The sequence below is a fragment of the Lysobacter korlensis genome (assembly GCF_042434515.1).
Map to the genome: position 1 here is coordinate 164,283 of NZ_JBHLTG010000001.1, position 20,560 is coordinate 184,842.

General features: G+C 67.2%; 12 protein-coding genes. 7 read left to right on the top strand and 5 right to left on the bottom strand.

What is annotated here, in order from left to right; genetic code table 11:
* Nucleotides 1–12: 12 nt before the first annotated feature.
* Both ACFFGH_RS00755 and ACFFGH_RS00760 read left to right on the top strand, forming a co-directional pair.
* Nucleotides 13–1,116, top strand: a complete 1,104-nt coding sequence (locus ACFFGH_RS00755; protein ID WP_386663999.1) for an efflux RND transporter periplasmic adaptor subunit — start codon at nucleotides 13–15, stop codon at nucleotides 1,114–1,116.
* Nucleotides 1,113–4,199: an efflux RND transporter permease subunit gene (locus ACFFGH_RS00760; RefSeq protein WP_386664001.1), complete on the top strand. Its 3,087-nt coding sequence runs from the start codon at nucleotides 1,113–1,115 to the stop codon at nucleotides 4,197–4,199. Before ACFFGH_RS00755 ends, ACFFGH_RS00760 begins: the two co-directional genes overlap by 4 nt.
* A 328-nt stretch (nucleotides 4,200–4,527) precedes the next feature.
* On the opposite strand, the gene ACFFGH_RS00765 is transcribed toward ACFFGH_RS00760, so the two are convergent.
* From ACFFGH_RS00765 to ACFFGH_RS00785, 5 genes are all read right to left on the bottom strand, one after another.
* A complete protein-coding gene (locus ACFFGH_RS00765) occupies nucleotides 4,528–7,659 on the bottom strand; it encodes a TonB-dependent receptor domain-containing protein (protein WP_386664003.1) in 3,132 nt (1,043 codons plus the stop codon).
* A 439-nt stretch (nucleotides 7,660–8,098) separates the two neighbouring features.
* A complete protein-coding gene (locus ACFFGH_RS00770) occupies nucleotides 8,099–8,788 on the bottom strand; it encodes an OmpA family protein (protein WP_386664005.1) in 690 nt (229 codons plus the stop codon).
* Between the two features lie 497 nt (nucleotides 8,789–9,285).
* Nucleotides 9,286–9,771, bottom strand: coding sequence for a hypothetical protein (locus ACFFGH_RS00775; protein ID WP_386664007.1), 486 nt, complete (start codon nucleotides 9,769–9,771; stop codon nucleotides 9,286–9,288).
* A gap of 63 nt (nucleotides 9,772–9,834) precedes the next feature.
* Nucleotides 9,835–10,641, bottom strand: coding sequence for an ABC transporter permease (locus tag ACFFGH_RS00780; protein WP_386664008.1), 807 nt, complete (start codon nucleotides 10,639–10,641; stop codon nucleotides 9,835–9,837).
* Nucleotides 10,638–11,648 (bottom strand): ABC transporter ATP-binding protein, encoded by a 1,011-nt coding sequence (locus tag ACFFGH_RS00785; protein WP_386667267.1) that lies wholly within the window; start codon nucleotides 11,646–11,648, stop codon nucleotides 10,638–10,640. The genes ACFFGH_RS00780 and ACFFGH_RS00785 overlap by 4 nt, the downstream gene beginning before the upstream one ends.
* 95 nt (nucleotides 11,649–11,743) lie before the next feature.
* Between ACFFGH_RS00785 and ACFFGH_RS00790 the strand changes: the two genes are divergently transcribed.
* The 5 genes from ACFFGH_RS00790 to ACFFGH_RS00810 all read left to right on the top strand — a co-directional run bounded on the left by ACFFGH_RS00790 (nucleotide 11,744) and on the right by ACFFGH_RS00810 (nucleotide 20,495).
* Entirely contained in the window at nucleotides 11,744–12,511 is a 768-nt protein-coding gene (locus ACFFGH_RS00790; RefSeq protein WP_386664009.1) for a ferredoxin--NADP reductase, read from the top strand.
* Nucleotides 12,512–12,989: 478 nt separating this feature from the next.
* Nucleotides 12,990–14,498 carry an alpha/beta hydrolase gene (locus ACFFGH_RS00795; RefSeq protein WP_386664011.1) on the top strand — a complete coding sequence of 503 codons (1,509 nt, stop codon included), beginning with the start codon at nucleotides 12,990–12,992 and terminating at the stop codon, nucleotides 14,496–14,498.
* Nucleotides 14,499–14,595: 97 nt separating this feature from the next.
* Nucleotides 14,596–15,342 carry an ABC transporter ATP-binding protein gene (locus ACFFGH_RS00800; protein WP_386664013.1) on the top strand — a complete coding sequence of 249 codons (747 nt, stop codon included), beginning with the start codon at nucleotides 14,596–14,598 and terminating at the stop codon, nucleotides 15,340–15,342.
* Nucleotides 15,339–16,520, top strand: a complete 1,182-nt coding sequence (locus ACFFGH_RS00805) for an ABC transporter permease (protein ID WP_386664014.1) — start codon at nucleotides 15,339–15,341, stop codon at nucleotides 16,518–16,520. The genes ACFFGH_RS00800 and ACFFGH_RS00805 overlap by 4 nt, the downstream gene beginning before the upstream one ends.
* Before the next feature lie 258 nt (nucleotides 16,521–16,778).
* Nucleotides 16,779–20,495: an indolepyruvate ferredoxin oxidoreductase family protein gene (locus tag ACFFGH_RS00810; RefSeq protein ID WP_386664015.1), complete on the top strand. Its 3,717-nt coding sequence runs from the start codon at nucleotides 16,779–16,781 to the stop codon at nucleotides 20,493–20,495.
* The last annotated feature ends 65 nt before the right edge of the window (nucleotides 20,496–20,560 follow it).

Consider the following 20,560-nt stretch of genomic DNA (forward strand, 5'->3'; position numbering starts at 1 on the left):
AGGAAACGGGGAATGATCCGACACTGGCTGGCGGTGGCAACGGTGTGTGCGGCGCTGGCCGCGTGTGGCAAGGATGCGCAGGAACCGGCCGCGGATGCGGCGCCGTCCTCGCTCGCCGTCACGCTGCAGCCGGCGCGCATGCAGGAGCTCGAGCGCGCGATCGCGGTGTCCGGCCCGGTGACGGCTTGGGAAGAGATGCAGCTCGGCGTCGAGGTCGGCGGGCTGCGCGTGACCGACCTGCATGTCGACGTCGGCGAGCGCGTGCGCAAGGGCGAGCTGCTGCTCGAACTCGACGCCCGCACGATTGCCAGCGAACTCGCGCAGGCGCGCGCCGCGCATGCCGAAGCAGCCGCCGCGGTCGAACTCGCTCAGGCGAACCTGCGCCGCGCCGAGAAGCTTGCCGCCGAGCAGCTGATCAGCGCCGCCTCGCTCGACGAGCTGCGCGCGGCCCGCACGCAGGCCCAGGCCCGACAGGCCACCGCACGGGCCGCGCTCGACGCCTCGCAGCTGCGCATGGACTTCACCCGCCTGCGCGCGCCCGACGACGGCATCGTGTCCAAGCGCCTGGTTGAACCCGGTCAGGTGGTCGCCGCCGGCAGCGAACTGCTGCGTTTGATCCGCGATGGCCGGCTCGAGTGGCAGGCCGAGCTTGCGGCCGATGAGCTCGCGCGGGTGTCGGTCGGCGATCCGGTCGCGCTCGAGGCGCCCGGCGGCGCGGTGGCCGAAGGCCGCGTACGCGCGGTCAGCCCCGGCGTCGACGCTGAAACGCGCACCGGCACGATCTACGCCGACCTGCCCGACCCCGAAGGGCTGCAGGTCGGCCAGTTCGTGCCCGGCCGCATCGCGACCGGCGCCGGCCGTGCGCTGACCGTGCCGGCCGCGGCTGTGGTCGAGCGCGACGGCTATCCATACGTGTTCATCGTCGGCAGCGACGGCGTGGCGAAGCGGCTGCGCGTACGCATCGGCACGCGCGCTGGCGATGCGGTCGAGATCCTCGACGGCCTCAAGCCCGGCACGCCGGTCGTGGTGCGCGGCGCGGGCTTCCTCGGCGATGGCGATCGCGTGCGCGTGGTTGCAGAAGGCGCGAGCCCGGCCACCCCGCAGGCCGCGTCATGATCAACGTCTCGGCGTGGGCGATCCGCCGGCCATTGCCGGCGTTGATGATCTTCTTCGTGCTGTGCGTGGCCGGCCTGTGGGGCTTCTGGAAGCTGCCGGTCGCGCGCTTTCCGGATATCGCGTTCCCGATGGTGACGGTGACGATCGCGCAGCCCGGCGCATCGCCTTCGCAGCTCGAAACCGAGGTCACGCGCCTGGTCGAGGACCAGGTCGCGACGATCACCGGCGTCAAGCGCGTCATGTCGACCGTGACCGAGGGCGTGAGCTCGACCGCGGTCGAATTCGAACTTGAAACCGACCTCGCGACCGCGCTCGATGACGTGCGCGACGCGGTCAGCCGCATCCGCAGCGATCTGCCCCAGGACATCCAGGAGCCGATCATCGGCAAGGTCGACATCGGCGGCGCACTGATGACCTACGCGGTCGCGTCCGATCGCATGGGCGTGGACGAGCTGAGCTGGTTCGTCGATCGCGAAGTCACGCGTGCGATGTACGGCGTGCCCGGCGTCGCGCGTGTCTCGCGCCAGGGCGGCATCGAGCGCCAGATCCGCGTCGACCTCGATCCGCAGGCGCTGCTCGCGTATGGCGTGACCGCCGGCGAGATCAGCCAGCAGATCGCGCGAAGCCAGGTGGAACGCCCCGGCGGCCGCGCCGAACTCGACGCACGCGAACAGGTGATCCGCACCGTCGGCACCGCCGCCGATGCACAGGCGCTGCGCGCGTTCTCGATTCCATTGCGCGACGGTCGCGCGGTGCGACTCGACGCGCTCGCGCGGATCACCGATGGCGCCGCCGACCCCAGCCAGGTCGCGCTGCTCGACGGCAAACCGGTGGTCGCGTTCTCGCTGTCGCGCACGCGCGGCTCGAGCGAGCTCGAGGTCGCCGAAGACGTGCGCGAGACGCTGACCCGGCTCGAGGCCGAGCATCCCGGCATGCGCTTCCAGCTCGTCACCTCGATGGTCGAGGAGGCCGAGCGCTCGTACGAATCGTCGATGACGATGCTGTTCGAAGGCGCACTGCTCGCGCTGATCGTCGTATGGCTGTTCCTGCGCGACTGGCGCGCAACCTGGATCTCCGCGCTCGCGCTGCCGCTGTCGATCATCCCGACGTTCGCGGTGATGTATTTCTTCGGCTTCACGCTGAACCTGATCACGCTGCTCGCGCTCAGCGTCGTGGTCGGCATCTTGGTCGATGACGCGATCGTCGAGATCGAGAACATCGTGCGTCACCTGCAGATGGGCAAGCCGCCGCTGCAGGCCGCGCGCGAGGCCGCCGACGAGATCGGCGTGGCAGTGATCGCAACCTCACTGACGCTGGCCGCCGTGTTCGTGCCGGTCGCGTTCATGCCGGGCATCCCGGGCAAGTTCTTCCGCGAATTCGGCTGGACCGCGGCCGCGGCGGTGCTGTTCTCGCTGCTGGTCGCGCGTTTGCTCACGCCGATGATCGCGGCCTACCAGCTCAAGGCCAAGCCGCATGCGGAAACCGAAGGCCCGCTGATGCGGCGCTACCTGCGCCTTGTCGATGCGGCGCTGCGCCGGCGCTGGCTCACGCTCGGCATCGCGACCGCGTTCTTCTTCGCCTCGCTCGCGCTGATCCCGTTCATCCCGACCACGTTCATCCCGTTCTCTGACCTCGGCCGAAGCAACCTCAGCCTGGAACTGCCGCCGGGCACGCCGATCGAGGAAACCGTGCGCGTCACCGAGCAGGCACGCGCGCGGCTGGAAACAATTACCGAGTTGAAGCAGGTCTATACGACGATCGGCAGCGTGCTCGACATCGGCGATCCGGGCAAAACCGGCGTCGGCGAAGCGCGCAAGGCGACGCTCGTGCTCGACTGGGGCCCGCAGGACGACCGCGAGCGCGACCAGAAAGCGCTCGAGCGCGTCGCGCGTGCGAAGCTGGCCGACCTGCCGGGCGTGCGCATCAGCTACATCAGCTCCGAGCCGGGCGAGACACTGCAACTCGTGCTCGCCGGCGACGATCCGCAGCGCCTGCAGGACGCAGCGACCCAGCTCGAACGCGAGCTGCGCACGCTGCCGGGCCTCGGCAGCGTGAGCTCGTCGGCCTCGCTGCTGCGACCGGAGCTCGTGATCCGGCCCGACCCGGCGCGCGCGGCGGACCTGGGCGTATCCACTGCCGACATCGCCGAGGCCGCGCGCATCGCGACCAGCGGCGATTACACCCAGCGCCTCGCCAAGCTCAACCTGCCCGAACGGCAGGTGCCGATCCGCGTCGGCTTCAACGAAGACGCGCTGAGCGATCCGGCATTGATCGGCCAGCTGCGCGTGCCGGGCACGAACGGGCCGGTGCCACTTGCCGCCGTTGCCGACATCGAACGCGGCAGTGGCGCGGCGCAGCTCTCGCGCTACGAGCGCCAGCGCAACATCACGTTCACCGCCGAGCTCAATGGTCGCCCGCTCGGCGAGGTCATGGCCGAAGTCCGGCAACTGCCGACCGTGCGCGATCCGCCACCGGGCGTGGTGTTCCTCAACACCGGTGACGCGGAAATCTTCGTCGAACTTTTCGCCGGCTTCCTGCTCGCAATGGCCGCCGGCATCGCCTGCATCTACATGGTGTTGCTGCTGCTGTTCAACCATCCGCTGCAGCCGGTGACGATCCTCGCCGCAGTGCCGTTGTGCGCGGGCGGCGCGTTCGGCGCACTGCTGATCACCCAGCACTCGTTGTCGCTGCCGGCCCTGATCGGCCTGCTGATGCTAATCGGCATCGCAACGAAGAACTCGATATTGCTCGTCGACTACGCGGTCATCGCCGAGGACGAACACGGCATGAGCCAGCACGACGCACTCGTCGACGCCTGCCGCAAACGCGCGCGCCCGGTGATCATGACCACGCTCGCAATGGGCGCCGGCATGCTGCCGATCGCGCTCGGCTTTTCCGGCGATTCGAGTTTCCGCGCACCCATGGCCGTCGCGGTGATCGGCGGTTTGATCACCTCGACCCTGTTGAGCCTGATCGTGATCCCGGCGACGTTCAGCGTGCTGGATGATCTGGGCGACTGGTTGCAGGCGCGACTGCGTGGTGGGCGCCAAGGGCCGGTAGTGCCGGCTGTTAGCGAGCATTGAGCCGATGGCACATCGCGACGGCTGGATCTGTCGCACCGCGGACGCGCTCGTCAGGGGGCGCGACCTCAGGGTTTGCGTGCCCGCTTATGACCGCGCGGGAAGAGGCCGCCCATAAGTGGTGCTTTCCAGAGAGCTCAATGGGGCTTTGCCGTCGCCACGCTAGGCTTTTCCTACTTGGGCCCGCGAGCTGGATGAGGCAGTAGGCTGACCACTGAGCCGCGGCGCGCCGCGAACCGACCCTGATTAGGCAGTGGCTTTGCGTAGTCGCCTCCACAAAAAGAAAGCCCGGCATAGCGCCGGGCTTTCGGGTACTGCATGACCTAGGAACTTAGAAGTTCCACTCGGCCGCCAGGTTGAAGCGACGGCCCAGCTGGTCGTACGTACCGATGCCGATCGTCGGGAACGGCGGCTCTTCGTTCAGCAGGTTCGTGACGGCGAAGCGCACGCGCGTCGTGTCGCTGAACTTGTAGTTGACGCCGGCGTTGAACAGCCACTGCCCGTCCACGCGCAGGATGTCGCGGCTTTCGGGCGTGAAGTTCACGTCGTAGTAGCCACCGCTCGTGTAGTTCGCCGAGAACGTTGCGCCCAGCTTTGCGCGCAACCAGCCGAGGTTGAGCTGGTAGTTCTCCGTGACTCCGATCTCGCTCGCCGACTCGTCTTCGACGATGCGGTTGTTCGAGCTGACCAGGGTCTTCGGGAAGTACGCGTTCGCCGACACCGTGAAGCGGCCGAGACCATCGGTGTCGAAGCCGTAGCGGATCTCGCTCGAATAGCCTTCGAAGTTCAGGTAGGCGCCATTGACGTAACCGCTCGTGACGAACGTGATCTGGCCCGGACCTGTGGTTCCCGGCGCATTGCGCGTCAGCAGGCTGCAGAAGCTGTTCGCGTTCGGCACATCGGCCGCGTTGAAGTCGTCGTTGTCGAAGCAGCCGCTTGCGATCTCGTTGCCGTTCAACGAGACGATCGCGTCCGTGATCTCGATGTTGTAGTAGTCGGCCGAGACCACTAGGCCTTCCGCGAACGATGGTGCCCAGACGAAGCCATACGTGACCGAATCAGCGCTCTCGTTCAGCAGGCCAGGGTTGCCGCCGGAAGAGCCCTGCACCGACGCCAAGCGCGCGTTCGACGTGAAGCTCGCCGGGTTGAGCCCGTAGAAGTTGTAGAAGGCGGCGCAGTTCGCGGCGCGCGTGGCGGGCTTGGTGCCGGCGTTCACGAGCGTCGAGTCACACGGATCCTGCACGAACGTGAAGATCGGCGAGACCGGGGTGAACAGCTCGGTGATCGCAGGTGCACGCAGCGAGCGGGTGAAGTTACCGCGCAGCTCGAGATCGTTGAACGGCTTCCACTGCAGACCGTAGGTGTACGTGTCGAACTCACCGTTGATCTCGTTGTCGACCTGGCGGTACTTGCCGGTCAGGTCCAGCTTGCGCAGGCCGAGCCAGTTGTTGTCCGGGCTGACCAGCGGAATCAGGACTTCACCGAACACCTCGTTGGTCGTGAACTCGCCACCGTTCGGGGCAATCGCCACCGACCGCGTCAGGCCCTGGGCCAGGACCGGGTCGGCCACGAACAGGCCGCTTTCGGTACGGCGCTCGTAGCCGAGCGCATACGACAGCGGGCCGCTCCACAGTTCGACCAGCGTGCTGGCGATGTTGAAGTTGTACACCTCCTGCTCGAGCAGCGACTCCGACTGCGTACGCGCGGTCACGTAGTCACGCGCCGCCTGGCTCGGACGGCCTTCGCCGAACAGGTCGAGCGGGACGCAGTTCGGGTCGGCGATCGGGCGGCTGTTGACCGCAAGGTTCTGCGAAGCCGTCAGGTAGATCGCGTTGTTCGCGTTCGGGTTGCAGACGATCTGGCCGGCGGCATTCACCGACACGTTGATCGCGTTGATGAAGTTCTGCTGCAGCAGCGAGGTGCCGAAGAACTGGGTCAGGTTGCGGCCGTAGTTGGCCGACGTTTCCCAGTAGAAGATGCGGTCGGCGAACTCGAAGTCACCGTCGAGGCCGATGACGGCCCGGCCCAGCTCGGTGGTGCTGCTGGCGGCGTTCTCGACGAGGTCGCGCGAGGCACGCGAGAACGCGAACTGCGTGATGCCGTTTGCCGCGAGCGTGGCACGGGCTTCCGGCGTCAGCAGCGGGTGCGTAGCCTGCACGCGCAGCGCGCCGCTGGCGCCGCCGAACAACGGGGCGTTGTACGCGGACTGGTCCGCGAGCTCGGTCGACTCCGCGTTGTAGAACGTGCCTTCGAAGAACACATCGATCGCGTCGGTCAGGCCGAAGCGCGCGGTCGTGTTGAACGTGAAGCGCTCGAGGTCGGACGTGATCTGCCCCTGCTCCACGAGGTTCAGGCCGTCGCCGCCGCTGGCGTTTACGGAGTCGAACAGCGTCCCGGTGTTGTAGGGGACGAGACGGCCGTTGGCATCGAAGCCAAGGAACACGTTGCGCTGCGGGCCAAAGCCGCGCGGCGTGATCGCATTGATCGTCTGCCCGCCGACGATCGGGTAGATGTAGCCGCCGGGCGCGGTGCCCCAGATGCGACGCTGGACAGCCAGCACGGAGTTCGGAATGCCGTCGGCATTACCCGTGTTGAACGGCACAGTCGGGTCGAAACGACCGTCGTTCCCGGGCGTGCGGCCCGGCTGAGCCGTGTTGACCAACGATGCAAGCGGATTGGTCGCGAAGAAGTAGCCGTTCGCGTAGAAGTCACGCTCGCGCTGCAGCACGCCGTTGACGTTGTCGTACGACAGCGAGAACGTCACGTTGCCGCGGCCGTCAGCGAAGTTCTGTCCGGTCAGGGCCCAGACGTTCTGCCGGTGGTTGTCGAACTCGGAGGTGACACCGTAGTTCGCGCCGAATGAGGTGCCCTCGTAGTCCTTGCGCAGGATCAGGTTGACGACGCCCGCGATTGCGTCCGAGCCGTAGGTCGGCGCGCCGCCGACGGCGAGGTTTTCGACACGCTCGACGAGCTGCGACGGCACGACGTTGAGGTCGACCTGCAGGCCGGGCGCTGCCGGGCCGAAGATGCTCGGCGCGTTGCTCGAGACGAAACGGCGGCCGTTGACCAGGGTCAGCGTGCGATTGGTGCCCAGGCCGAAGCGATTGACGAAGTTGACGCCTGGGCCGAACGTCGACTGACCACCCTCGGGCGTGATACCGGCGCCGAAGCCCGGGATCTCGTTGAGGGCGTCGGCAACGTTGGTCAGACCACGCTCGGCGATGTACTCGCGCGTGACGACCGTTGCGGGCTCGAGGGTGTCGAAGCCGGCACGGCGGATGCGCGAACCGGTGACGACGACAGTGTCGAGGTCGGTGGCGGCTTCGGACTGTGCAGCCGCGGGCTGCGCATCTTCTTCGTCGGCCGGTGCGGTCTGGGCGAATGCGGGCGCTGTAAGCGCCATGACAATGCCGAGCATCAGCGGGCTGCGGCGAAGGAAAGCGGAGGTGCGTTGACGCGACATGGATCGGCCCTTGGTAATTACCCGGCCGACCGACATGGTGGGCGGGGGACCGATTAATACTTCTTTAACCAAACGTTTTTCAATACGTAACGTCTGAAACTTGAAGCACTGCCTATTTTGGGCAAGTGGAACGCCTGAGTCGCACTAAAAGCGTGACAGAGGGCACGCTTCCGCCAAGCGCGTGCTGCGGCGCACAATCAAGATGCGCGGTGTTGGCCGGCCCAGCGCTTCGGGACGTAATAAACACAGAGGTTGTGCTCCGGAGTGACGCCCGTATCACGCGTCCTGTGAAGGCGGCGCAACAAAGACCGTCTGTTGGTGTGTCAGCTCTGCAACTTACTTCACGCTTGAGCAATCGCCCCCCAGCGCGCCGAACGCGACCACGATTCAGGGGCAGCAGTCGACTTAAAGGCGGGCAGCCAACTCGACAGCCCGGACGTCAGCGCTTCCTGAGCTCTACGCGACGGTTCTTTGCGCGGCCGTCCTCGCTGCCGTTGTCGGCAACAGGCTGCGTGGCGCCGAAGCCCTTGGCCGAAAGACGCCCGGCATCGATCCCTTCGGCGACCAAAGCCGCAACTACGGCCTTGGCACGCGCGTCAGACAGTCGAAGATTGTGCGAGGGATCGCCACTGTCGTCGGTGTGGCCGCCCACCGCGATCCGCAGCGCCGGGTCGTCGCGCAGCATGCGGGCCGCCTCCGCGAGCTGCGGTTGCGACTCGGCAAGGATCTCAGCCTTGTCCGTGGCGAAGTTGACGTGCAGCCTGACCGTTCCCGTACTGTCGAGTTGCTGCTTCAACTCGGCCGCCGGGAGCAGCGTCGCCGTCGGCGTAAAAGGCCGCGTCTCGACCACCATCCATGACGCCGGGAACTGCGGCGAGTGCCGCAGTTGGATCCAGATATCACGATCTGCACGCCGGATCAGATAGGTGTTCGCGGCACTGAACTCCAGCCACAGCAGCGCACCCTCTAAGCGGTCGCGGATCGCCTGCGGGATCTGCTCGACCGCCGCTGCGGGCACTTCCGACTCCGTGACCTTGACGCCACCGACGGACGCCACGAGTTGGTCGAGGTTCCGGCTCAATTCCAATGGCGAAAACGGCTTGCCGCCTTCGGTTTCGAAGCTCGACATGTATACCTTGCCTTCGACCCATCCCATACGGTCCCCGGTCCAGACCGGAACGCGCTCGTACTCCATCGTCTGCGCGCGCGGCTGCGTACCCCGCTGGGAGCTGGATAAAAGGAAGCGCCCCCAACGGCCGGTCACTGACCGGGACGGCAGAGATGTCGAACGCCTGGCTAGACGGTACCGAAGCGCCCGGCGCTGCGGCGTCCGCAGCGACCTCGGACGCCACCGGCGCGGCCGCTGGAGCGGATGGGGCCGTGCTCTCGCTCTGCTCGGTGCAACCCGCGAGTAGCGCTGCGGCCACGGCGAATGCAATGAAGCTTCTTGCAACCGTGATCTGGCTCCGATGATTGTTTATCGATCAGGTAGCGCGCTACGCCGACCCGGCTACGCGTTCGAGCGCCACGGCACTCCGCTGCCGCGGCGGCGGTACTGAGTGAGAAGGTCCGGCAACGAATGCCGACGCCCGCGGCGAGAAGCCCGCAGGCCGGCGCCCGATGACGTCAATTGGCGACGCGCGGGCCCGTGGCTTCGACGTCGGCCTTCATCTGCTCGGCCGTCTGGCGCAGCTGCGCGCAGACTTCCGCACGCTGCTGTGCGGACATCGCCTGCAGCTTGCGCGTGGACTCGGCTTGGGCGGCGTCGAACTTGCGATCGAAATCGGCGGCAGGGACACCGTTCGCGATCATCTCTGCCCGCGCGTGTTCGCGCGCACGCTCGAGCGAGCCCGAGATATCCCCGCCTTCGCACGCGGATCCGACCACGGCCATAGACGCGACCATCCGGATCATCGGATCAGTGAGTTCCGCGGGCATCGCGTCACCCGACGGCACCGGTGCCGACACGTTGGTGGTGTCCACCGCAGCGGCTTCGGTGCTCAGGTTCGCATTGGCCGTCGGCAGGGGCGCGGCGTCTGTCGCCGACGGTGGCCGGTTGCAACCGGCAGCCAGGGCGACCGCGATGCACAACACGGGCAGGCTCGTCTTCATCAGTCAATTCACATCCTGTGGGGAGCCGGAGTTTAGCCGACGCCGCCCGTGCGCCGGCCGCCGTCAGCTCCGCAATCCCACCCCACGCTTGAGCAGCCACAGCCCCAGCGCGCCAAGCGCGACCACGAAGCCCAGCATCAACGCATACGCGATGCCAACCGGCACGTCGCTGTGGCCGATCAGGCCGTAGCGGAATGCGTTGACCATGTAGAAGATCGGGTTCAGGTGGGTCGCGGCCTCGGCCCAGCCCGGCAGCAGCTTGACCGAATAGAACACGCCGCCGAGGTACGTCAGCGGGGTCAGGATGAAGGTCGGCACGATCGCGATGTCGTCGAACTTCTTCGCGTAGACGGCGTTGACGAACCCGGCCAGCGCAAAGATCGTCGCGCCGAGCAGCACCGTGCTCAGCGTCACCAGCGGATGCGGGATGCGCACGTCGGTGAACAGGAACGCGATCGCAAGCACGATCGCACCGACCATGAGCCCGCGCAGCACGGCGCCGGCGACGTAGCCGATCAGGATCACCCAGTTCGGCATGGGGCTGACCAGCAGCTCCTCCACGTGGCGACCGAACTTCGCGCCGAAGAAGCTCGATGAGATGTTGCCGTAGCTGTTCTGGATCACGCTCATCATGACCAGGCCCGGCACGATGAAATCCATGTACGGCAGGCCGTCCATCGTGCCCACGCGCGAGCCGATCAGGCCGCCGAAGATCAGGAAGTACAGCGTCATCGTGATCGCCGGCGGCACCAGGGTCTGGCCCCAGATGCGCAGGATGCGGTGGATCTCGCGGCGGACGATGGTGCGCAGCGCAATCAGGTTGCGACGCATCGTCGTGACCGGCGCACGCGGAGCAAGGGTGGTGCTCATGGGCAGTTCTCCGGCAGGATCGGCGCCTGGTTGCCGAGCGGGCCCTTGTCGGCGTTCTCGCCGGTCAGGCGCACGAACAGCTCCTCGAGGCGGTTGCTCTTCGTCCGCATCGAGCGGACCCGGATGCCGGACTCGTTCAATGTCGCGAACACGCGATTGAGGTCCATCGCGCGCGGCATCTCGATGTCGAGCGTGTGATCGTTCGCCGCGACGAGCGCCGCCCCCGGGATCGATGGAAGCGCCGGCGGCAGACTGCCGTCGATGTCGAGCAGGAAGCCCTCGACGTCGAGCTTGGCGAGCAGCGTGCGCATTGGCCCCTGCTCGACGATGCGGCCGCGATCGATGATCGCGACGTTGCGGCACAGGCTCTCGGCTTCCTCGAGGTAGTGCGTGGTGAGGATGATCGTGGTGCCGGCGGCATTGATCTCGGTCAGCGTCTTCCACATCCCGCGGCGGATCTCGATGTCGACGCCGGCAGTCGGCTCGTCGAGGATCAGCAGCCGCGGCTGGGTCATCATGGCCCGCGCGATCATCAATCGGCGCTTCATGCCGCCCGACAGCGTGCGACTCATGACCGTGGCCTTTTCCCACAGGTGCGCGCGGCGCAGCTCGACCTCGGCGCGGCGCAGCGCCTCCTCACGGGGGATGCCGTAGAAGCCGGCGTAGTTCACGAGGATGTCGAGCGGCTTCTCGAACATGTTGAAGTTGATTTCCTGCGGCACCAGGCCAATCAGACGCATCGCCGCCGAGCGCTCGCGCACCAGGTCGGTGCCGAAGATCCGCACCTCGCCGCTGCTGGGGTTTACGAGCGAGCTGACGATGCCGATCAGGGTCGACTTGCCGGCGCCGTTCGGGCCGAGCAGCGCGAAGAAATCGCCGGGCGAGACTTCAAGCGACACGCCCTTGAGCGCTTCGACTCCGGTCTTGCCGGGGCCGCTGTAGGTCTTGCGCAGGTCGCGGATCGAAAGCGCCGGCGCAGCGGCCGCAGCCGCCGGGTTCTGGGTCATGGTTGGGCCTGTGCCGCAAGCCGGGCGGCGATGCCGGTAGTATAGGCGGCCCCGTGGCGACGCTCTGGCCACGCAGCGTTGCAGCGACAGCACCCGTGGCGATCCAGCACTTTCCTTTGAAACTCGTCTCGCGGCGCATGCTCGCGCCGACGGTCGGCCATTACGTGTTCGTGCGCGATGACGGTGCGCCGCTGGATTTCATCCCCGGCCAGTTCATCCAGGTGCATTTCCAGTACGCCGACGGCACCGCGACCAAGCGCTCGTATTCGCTCGCGACGATCCATGACCACGCGCTGGGCCCGGGTGAGGCGGTCGAGATCGCGGTCAGCTACGTGCCCGGTGGCGCGGCGACCGCGCTGTTCGAGGGGCTCGAGATTGGCGGCGTCGTCGACGCGAGCGGACCGTTCGGGCGCTTTTGCCTGATGCCGCAGGACACGAACCGGCGCTACCTGCTGATCGGCACCGGCACCGGCGTGACGCCGTATCGCTCGATGCTCCCGGAACTCGAACGGCTGATCCGCGAGCGCGGCATCGAGGTCGTGCTGCTGTTCGGCGCGCGCAACCCGACCGAACTGCTTTACGGCGACGAGTTCCGCGCGTTTGCGGCCAAGCATCCCGCGAACTTCCGCTTCGTGCCGTGCTTCTCGCGCGAACTGCCCGAGGCCGGCTCGCCGCAGGCCCACGCCAACGTGCGCCACGGTTACGTGCAGCAGTTCCTCGACGAGTTCGCGCCCGATGCGCAGGGCGACATCGCCTACCTGTGCGGCAATCCGAACATGGTCGACACCTGCTTCGAGGCGCTGAAGGGGTTTGGCCTTTCGGTGCCGCAGATCCGCCGCGAGAAGTACGTCAGCAGCAAATAGGCTGGCGAATCGGGCAATACGCGGCATTCCAGCGCCAGACGTTGCCGCCGCGCCAGCAGGGCTCCCGCGGGATCGATCGACCCCGGGTGTGCAAGCGCCCTACCGCGTCGCAGATCGCTGAGGATTGCAACCTCGCCCGACACTGGCCACGCCGCAATCGGCGCCCGGCGGTGATCGCACGGATCGGCCGATCCACACGTTACTCGTGCGAATGCGAAGCGGGCGGGTGCTGCGGACCGCGCCGCATGCGGCAGCAGTGGCCGGCATTGGTCGATCCGCTCTGCGCGGCGTCCATGTTCCGCGGGGAGGTTGTGGCCTGGCTTGTGGCCCGCAGCTTACCCGCGCGCCATAACGCGAGGATCGGGACCGCTTCGCGCGGCCGGCTGCGCCCCAGCCCCTGCTATCGGTCAGGTTTTACCCGCTGTGCCCGTCTGTCATTCTGCTTGGGCTTTACCAAGGACGAGAAGGGGACCCGCCCGTGTTACGACCGATTACCGCCGCGCTCGCCGCGGCGCTGCTGCTGTCCGGCTGCAATGACGCCGCTTCGCCCGGGCCACGCGCCGGCAGCGTGACCGAACGCGTGTTCGGCAAGATCCGTTTCAGGCCCTGCTCGCTCACCAGCCCGCAGAGCACCGAGAGCGTGGAGGCGCAATGCGCGCGGTATGCCGTGCCCGAGGACCGGTCGAAGCCCGACGGGCGCAAGGTCATGCTCAACATCGCGTGGCTGCCGGCAACGCAGGAAGGCGCGGCGCAGCCGGACCCGGTGTTCCTGCTCGCGGGCGGCCCGGGCCAGGCCGCGACGGAAGTCTGGGCGCCGATGGACCGCGCATTCGCCGAGGTGCGCAAGAACCGCGACGTGATCCTCGTCGACCAGCGTGGCACCGGGCAGTCCAACCCGCTGACCTGCAAGGACGAGGAGGGGCAGCCCGCTGCGGTGGCCGATCCGGGCACGCGGGGGGCGGAGACGGTGGAGTTCGTAAAGCGCTGCCTCGCCCGGCTCGACGCCGACCCGCGCTTCTACACCACCACCGAGGCCGTGCAGGACCTCGAGGCCGTGCGTGCCGCCCTCGGCGCGCCGCAGGTGAACCTCATCGGTGTCTCCTACGGCACCCGGGTGGCCCAGCAGTACACCGCGCGCCACCCGGACCGCACGCGCACGATCGTGCTCGACGGCGTCGTGCCGAACGAGCTGGTGGTGGGCGGCGAGTTTGCCCGCACGTTCGACCGCGCGCTGGGCCTGCAGGATGCGCGTTGCCGCCAGGATGCAACGTGCAAGGCGCGCTTCCCGACCGAACTGCGCTCGCAGTTGCGCCAGCTGAAGGCGCGGCTGGAAACCGCGCCAGTGCCGGTCGAGTACCGCGACCCCGGCACCGGCGAACTCGAGCAGGGCACGCTGACGGCCGACACGCTCACCGGCCTGAGTCACGCGTTCTCGTACATGCCGCAGCTGGCCTCGCTGCTGCCCGTGGTGCTGGATGAAGCCGCGCAAGGCCGCTACGCGCCGTTGATGTCGCTGTCGAAGCTGACCGAACAGATGATGGGCGGCCAGATGAGCCGCGGCATGCAGCTGTCGGTGGTCTGCGCCGAGGACGCCGACCGCTACCGCGCCGACCCGGCCGACGCCGGCACCGTGCTCGGTCCGGATCTGGCGACGATGTTCTTCTCCGCATGCGAGGCCTGGCCGAAAGGCCGCCGGCCGGCGGATTTCAACCAACCGCTGGCGTCGCCGGTGCCTGCCTTGCTGATGTCGGGCGAACTCGACCCGGTGACGCCGCCCGAGTACGGCGAGCGCGTGCTCAAAGGGTTGCCGAACGCACGTCACGTCGTGCTGCGCGGCCAGGCCCACAACGTCTTCCTGGTCGGCTGTATGCCGAAACTGCTCGCCCGGTTCATCGAGTCGGCCGATGCGAAGGCGCTGGATACCGCCTGCCTCGAAAGCGTGGACTTCGTCCCGCCATTCACGAGTTTCAACGGCTGGGAGCCGTGAGCGCCGCGACACGCCGGTGGCGCCGATCGCTTTTGTCCGATCGCGCTGTGCGTGCCCGTGCTGCCCACCTCCCGCCCCATTCCGAATCCGGTTGCCCATGATCATCGCGAACGATCTGCATAAATCCTTCAAGACCCGCACGGGCCTGGTGCGCGCCGTGGATGGCGTGAACTTCCAGGCGCGCGACGGCGAAATCACCGGACTGCTCGGCCCGAACGGCGCCGGCAAGACCACCACGCTGCGCATGCTCTACACCCTGATGCAGCCCGACCGCGGGCAGGTGCTGGTGGACGGCGTTGACGCGACACGCGACCCCACCGCCGTGCGCCGCTCGCTGGGCGTGCTGCCGGACGCACGCGGCATCTACAAGCGGCTGACCGCACGCGAGAACATCGCCTACTTCGGCGACCTGCACGGCCTGCCGCGCAGCGTGATCGCCGAGCGCACCGCTGCGCTTTCAAAGGCGCTGCAGATGGACGACATCCTCGAGCGCCAGTCTGAAGGCTTCAGCCAGGGCCAGCGCACGAAAACCGCGATCGCACGCGCGCTGGTGCACGACCCGAGGAACGTCATCCTCGACGAGCCGACCAACGGCCTGGACGTGATGACCACGCGCGCGATGCGCGGCTTTTTGCAGCAGCTGCGCAGCGAAGGCCGCTGCGTGATCTTCTCCAGCCACATCATGCAGGAGGTCGCCGCGCTGTGTGACCGCATCGTCATCATCGCCAAGGGCCAGGTCGTGGCCAGCGGCACGGCCGACGAACTGCGTGCGCAGACCGGCGAGGCGAACCTGGAAGACGCGTTCGTGAAGGCGATCGGCTCCGAGGAGGGCCTGCAAGCATGACATCCCTGAAGATGATGCTTGCGGTCATGCGCAAGGAATTGCTCGATATCTCGCGTGACCGGCGCACGCTGGCGCTCGCGCTGCTGATGGGGCCGCTGCTGTATCCGGTGTTGATGCTGGGCATGGGCGCGCTTGGGGAAAAGCGCGCGAAAACGCAGCTCGACAAGGTGCTGGAAGTTCCTGTCGTCGGGGCGGAGCATGCGCCGAACCTGATGGGTTATCTCGCTACCCACGGCATCAAAGTGGTCACTCCTCCAGCGGAGATAGAGGCCGCGATCGCACGTCAGGATGTCGACGTCGCACTCGAGATCCACGGGGACTTCGCTGACGCTTGGCGGGAAGGGCGGCCGGCGCTGGTGGAAATCATCCAGGACACCACGCGCCGCGATGCGGACATTCCGGTCAAACGGCTCAAAGCGGCACTGGTGAGCTATGGCAGCCAGGTCGGAGCGTTGCGCCTGCTCGCGCGCGGTGTCGCGCCGCAGGTGGCCCAGCCGATCAACGTCGGTACGCGTGACGTCGCAACCCCGGAAGCAAAACAGGGGCTGATACTGAGTACGCTGCTGCCATTGCTGCTGATTTTTTCCGCTTTTCTCGGCGGTGCCTACCTGATTCTGGACGCGACGGCAGGCGAGCGCGAGCGGCAATCACTCGAGCCCTTGCTCGCAACGCCCGCACAACGCGGCTCGATCGTGAGCGGCAAGATTGCGGCCGCATGCGTACTCGGACTCCTGACGCTGCTGCTGACGCTGCTCGCATTCAAGCTTAGCGCGCAAGTCGCTACCGGCACGGCGCGAATGCTGGACGTGAGCTTCCCGGCCATCGGCAAGCTGCTGCTGATCCTGATGCCCCTGGTTTTCATCGGGACATCGCTGCTGACGTTGATCGCGGCATCTGCAAAGAGCATGAAGGAAGCGCAGAGCCACATGACCTGGCTGTTGCTTCTGCCGATGTTTCCAACCTACTTCCTGGCAGTGAATCCGCTCAAGATGCAGGCGTGGCATTTCGCGGTCCCCTTCCTTGCTCAGAATCAGCTCATCGTGCACGTGATCCGTGCAGAGGTGATCGACGCCCAGACCTGGGCAATCTATGTGGCCGCCGGCTTGGGTCTTGCCGCACTGCTGTGGTTCGCCGCGGTATACCGCTATCGGCAGGAACGCGTCGCGATCTCGGGGTAGGTGCGTGTGCCCGTGCCTTCATGGGCGCGGGCACGCCACGCAGGTCAGGCACTGACGGCGGCGCAGGCAAGCGGCGATCGCCCGCTCGCGCGCCAGTCGCTGGACGCGCACCCGAACCATGCTCACGCGTACGGACGGTCGCGGGTTTGGCGGCTGCTACAATCACGGGGCTTTGCCCGGCCGTTTTGCTGAATGCGCGGCCGGGCGCTTCGTATCCCGTACGCCATCCCGTGGCCCCCGCCGCGCCGGAGCATCCGCATGACCCAGACCGTCGAACTCACGCCGCCGCCCGCGGACCCCTCGTCCGTGCCTGTGGCCGACACCCGCCCGCAGGTCGATGGCAGCTACACGCTCGACGACAAATACAGCCGGCGCGACGGCCGCATCTACCTGTCCGGCGTGCAGGCGCTGGTGCGACTGCCGCTGATGCAGCGGCTGCGCGACCAAGCCGCGGGCCTGAACACCGGCGGCTTCATCTCCGGCTACCGTGGCAGCCCGCTCGGCGGGTTCGACCTGGAACTGTGGAAGGCGAAGAAGCACCTCGCCGAGGCCGGCGTGAAGTTCACGCCGGGCCTCAACGAGGACCTCGGCGCGACGATGGTCTGGGGCAGCCAGCAGACGAATCTGTTCCCGGGCGCGACGGTCGAGGGCGTGTTCGGCATGTGGTACGGCAAGGGCCCGGGCGTGGACCGCTGCGGCGACGTGTTCAAGCACGCGAACGCGGCCGGCACCGGCAAGCTCGGCGGCGTGCTCGCGCTCGCGGCCGACGACCATGCCTGCCGCAGCTCGACGCTGCCGCACGGCTCCGAGCACGAGTTCGTGTCGGCGATGATGCCGGTGCTGAACCCGGCCGGCGTGCAGGACATCCTCGACATGGGCCTGGTCGGCTGGGCGATGAGCCGCTTCACCGGCCGCTGGGTCGGCTTCAAGACGATTGCCGAGACCGTCGAATCCTCGGCCTCGGTCGACGTCAATCCGCTCGCGCTGCAGATCGTCACGCCCGACGATTTCGAGATGCCCGCGGGTGGGCTCAACATCCGCTGGCCGGATCCGCCGCTGGAGCAGGAAATGCGCCTGCACCAGTACGCGGTCAAAGCCGCGCAGGCGTTCGCGCGCGCAAACAAAATCGACCGCATCGTGCTCGACGCGCCGGACGCGCGCTTGGGCATCATCACCACCGGCAAGTCGTACCTCGACGTGCTGCAGGCGCTCGAGTACCTCGGCCTCGATCAGCGCGCCTGCCGCGAGCTCGGCATCCGGGTCTACAAGGTCGGCATGACCTGGCCGCTGGAGCCGATGGGCCTGCGCGCGTTTGCGAAGGGCCTGAGCGACGTCGTCGTCGTCGAGGAAAAGCTGTCCTTCATCGAAAGCCAGATGAAGGAGCAGATGTACAACTGGGCCGAGCGCCCGAGCGTGGTCGGCAAGTACGACGAGGCCGGTGAGTGGATCCTGCCGAGCACCGGCGAACTCACGCCGGCGCGCATCGCGAAGGTCATCGCGCGGCGCATCCAGAAGTTCCACGACTCCGAGCACATCCGTGCGGTGCTGTCGTGGATGGAGCAGAAGGAATCCGAGCTTGCGCTGCCGCGCGCTCAGTTCCCGCGCGTGCCGCATTACTGCTCCGGCTGCCCGCACAACACGTCGACGAAGGTGCCGGAAGGCTCGCGCGCGCTTGCGGGCATCGGCTGCCATTACATGGTCACGTGGATGGACCGCGACACCGACACGTTCACGCACATGGGCGGCGAAGGCGTGACGTGGGCGGGCCAGGCGATGTTCACCGACACGCCGCACGTGTTCCAGAACCTCGGTGACGGCACGTACTTCCACAGCGGGTCGCTCGCGATCCGCCAGTCGGTCGCCGCCGGCGTCAACATCACCTACAAGATCCTCTACAACGACGCGGTCGCGATGACCGGCGGGCAGCCCGTCGACGGCACGCTGACCGTGCCGCAGATCGCGCAGCAGGTGCGCAGCGAGGGCGTGCAGACGATCGTTCTTTTGAGCGACGACATCGAGAAGTGGTCGGATAAGTCGATCTTCCCGAGTGGCGTCGAATTCCTCGACCGTCGCGAGCTCGATTCGGTGCAAAAGCGCCTGCGTGAGATCAAGGGCGTCAGCGTGCTGATCTACGACCAGACCTGCGCGACCGAAAAACGCCGCCGCCGCAAGCGCGGCAAGATGGTGGATCCGCAAAAGCGCGTGGTCGTGAACTCGCTGGTCTGCGAAGGCTGCGGCGATTGCGGCAAGAAGAGCTTCTGCGTATCGGTGCTGCCGAAGGACACCGAGTTCGGCCGCAAGCGCGAAATCGACCAGAGCAACTGCAACAAGGATTTCTCCTGCACCGAAGGCTTCTGCCCAAGCTTCGTGACCGTTGAAGGCGGCACGCTGAAAAAAGGCAAGAAGGTCTCGGCCGCCGAGCGCCTGGCGAACCTGCCGGCACCGAAGTTCGCGTCCAACCTCGCCCAGCCCTGGAACATCCTGATCACCGGCGTCGGCGGTACCGGCGTGGTCACGATCGGCGCGCTGCTGGGCATGGCCGGGCACCTGGAGGGCAAGGGCGCGAGCGTGCTCGACCAGACCGGCCTTGCGCAGAAGGGCGGCGCAGTCACCACGCACATCCGCATCGCGAAGCAGCCGGCCGACATCCACGCGGTGCGCATCGCGGCCGGTGAGGCTGATCTGGTGCTCGGCTGCGACATGGTCGTGGTCAACGATTACTGGGCGCTGTCGAAGATCCGCTCAGGCCGCAGCAACGTCGTGCTCAACAGCTACGAAGCGATGCCCGGCACGTTCACCACGCGGCCGGACATGCAGTTCCCGGCGGCCGACATCGTCGATGCGGTGCGCCGTGCGCTCGGTGGCAACGAGCAGGCCGGTGAGCGGCTGGCGCTCGTCGACGCGACGCAGCTTGCGACTGCGCTGCTCGGCGATGCGATCGCGACGAACCTCTTCATCCTCGGCTATGCATGGCAGCGTGGCCTCGTCCCGGTGTCGTTCGACGCGCTGATGCGCGCGGTCGAGCTCAACGGCGCGGCGATCGAGATGAACAAGACCGCGTTCGCCTGGGGCCGTCTGGCCGCGATCGACCCGGCCGCCGTCGCCGAAGCCGCGGGCCTGGTGCGCAAGACGCCGACCGCGTCGGAAGCGATGCCGCATGCACTGCCGATGCTGTCGCCGGGCGAATGGGAAGGCCACGAGTCCGGCAGCCCGAGCGCGCCGCGCAATACGCGCGACGGCGTCGAGCTGCGCCACGTTCCGGCGCATGCGAGCGGCGACAACGTCGCGTTTCTGCCGCTCGACGATGCGCGCCTGTCGCGCTCGCTGGACGAGCTGATCGCGCGCCGCGTCACGTTCCTGACCGAATACCAGGACGCCGCGTATGCGCGGCGCTACTCGGATTTCGTGGCGAAGGTGCGCAGCACGGAACGCGAAAAAGCGCCGGGCAGCACCGACCTGACTGAAGCGGTCGCGCGCTACGCGTTCAAGCTGATGGCCTACAAGGACGAGTACGAAGTCGCGCGCCTGTACACGAGTGGCGAGTTCAAGCGCCGGCTCGACCAGCAGTTCGAGGGCGACTACACGCTCAAGTTCCACCTCGCGCCGCCGCTGCTCGCGAAGAAGGATGCGAACGGGCACCTGGTCAAGCGCGCGTACGGCCCCTGGGTGTTCAGCGCGTTCAAGCTGATGGCGAAGCTGAAGTTCCTGCGCGGCAGCGCGCTCGACATCTTCGGCCGCACCGAGGAGCGCCGCATGGAGCGCCGGCTGATCGAGGAGTACTTCCGCACGATCGAAGGCCTGCTCGGCAAGCTCGATCGCGGCAATGTCGACCTCGCCGCCGAAATCGCTTCGATCCCCGAACAGATCCGCGGCTACGGGCATGTCAAGGAAGCGCATCTTGCGAAGGCGAAGACGCGCGAGGCCGAACTGCTGCGCGAATGGGACAACCCGCTGCGGCTTGTCCAGGTCGCGTAAGCGGCCGCGACGGTACGAAAAAGCCCCGCTTCGGCGGGGCTTTTTTCATGCATTGACCGATGTGA

Bases quoted from the DNA above. Each gene is read 5' to 3' on its own strand.
- ACFFGH_RS00770 (WP_386664005.1), bottom strand. From the start codon at position 8,788: ATGTCGAGCTTCGAAACCGAAGGCGGCAAGCCGTTTTCGCCATTGGAA.
- ACFFGH_RS00810 (WP_386664015.1), top strand. From the start codon at position 16,779: ATGACCCAGACCGTCGAACTCACGCCGCCGCCCGCGGACCCCTCGTCC.
- ACFFGH_RS00800 (WP_386664013.1), top strand. From the start codon at position 14,596: ATGATCATCGCGAACGATCTGCATAAATCCTTCAAGACCCGCACGGGC.
- ACFFGH_RS00755 (WP_386663999.1), top strand. From the start codon at position 13: ATGATCCGACACTGGCTGGCGGTGGCAACGGTGTGTGCGGCGCTGGCC.
- ACFFGH_RS00765 (WP_386664003.1), bottom strand. From the start codon at position 7,659: ATGTCGCGTCAACGCACCTCCGCTTTCCTTCGCCGCAGCCCGCTGATG.
- ACFFGH_RS00775 (WP_386664007.1), bottom strand. From the start codon at position 9,771: ATGAAGACGAGCCTGCCCGTGTTGTGCATCGCGGTCGCCCTGGCTGCC.
- ACFFGH_RS00760 (WP_386664001.1), top strand. From the start codon at position 1,113: ATGATCAACGTCTCGGCGTGGGCGATCCGCCGGCCATTGCCGGCGTTG.
- ACFFGH_RS00785 (WP_386667267.1), bottom strand. From the start codon at position 11,648: ATGACCCAGAACCCGGCGGCTGCGGCCGCTGCGCCGGCGCTTTCGATC.
- ACFFGH_RS00780 (WP_386664008.1), bottom strand. From the start codon at position 10,641: ATGAGCACCACCCTTGCTCCGCGTGCGCCGGTCACGACGATGCGTCGC.
- ACFFGH_RS00805 (WP_386664014.1), top strand. From the start codon at position 15,339: ATGACATCCCTGAAGATGATGCTTGCGGTCATGCGCAAGGAATTGCTC.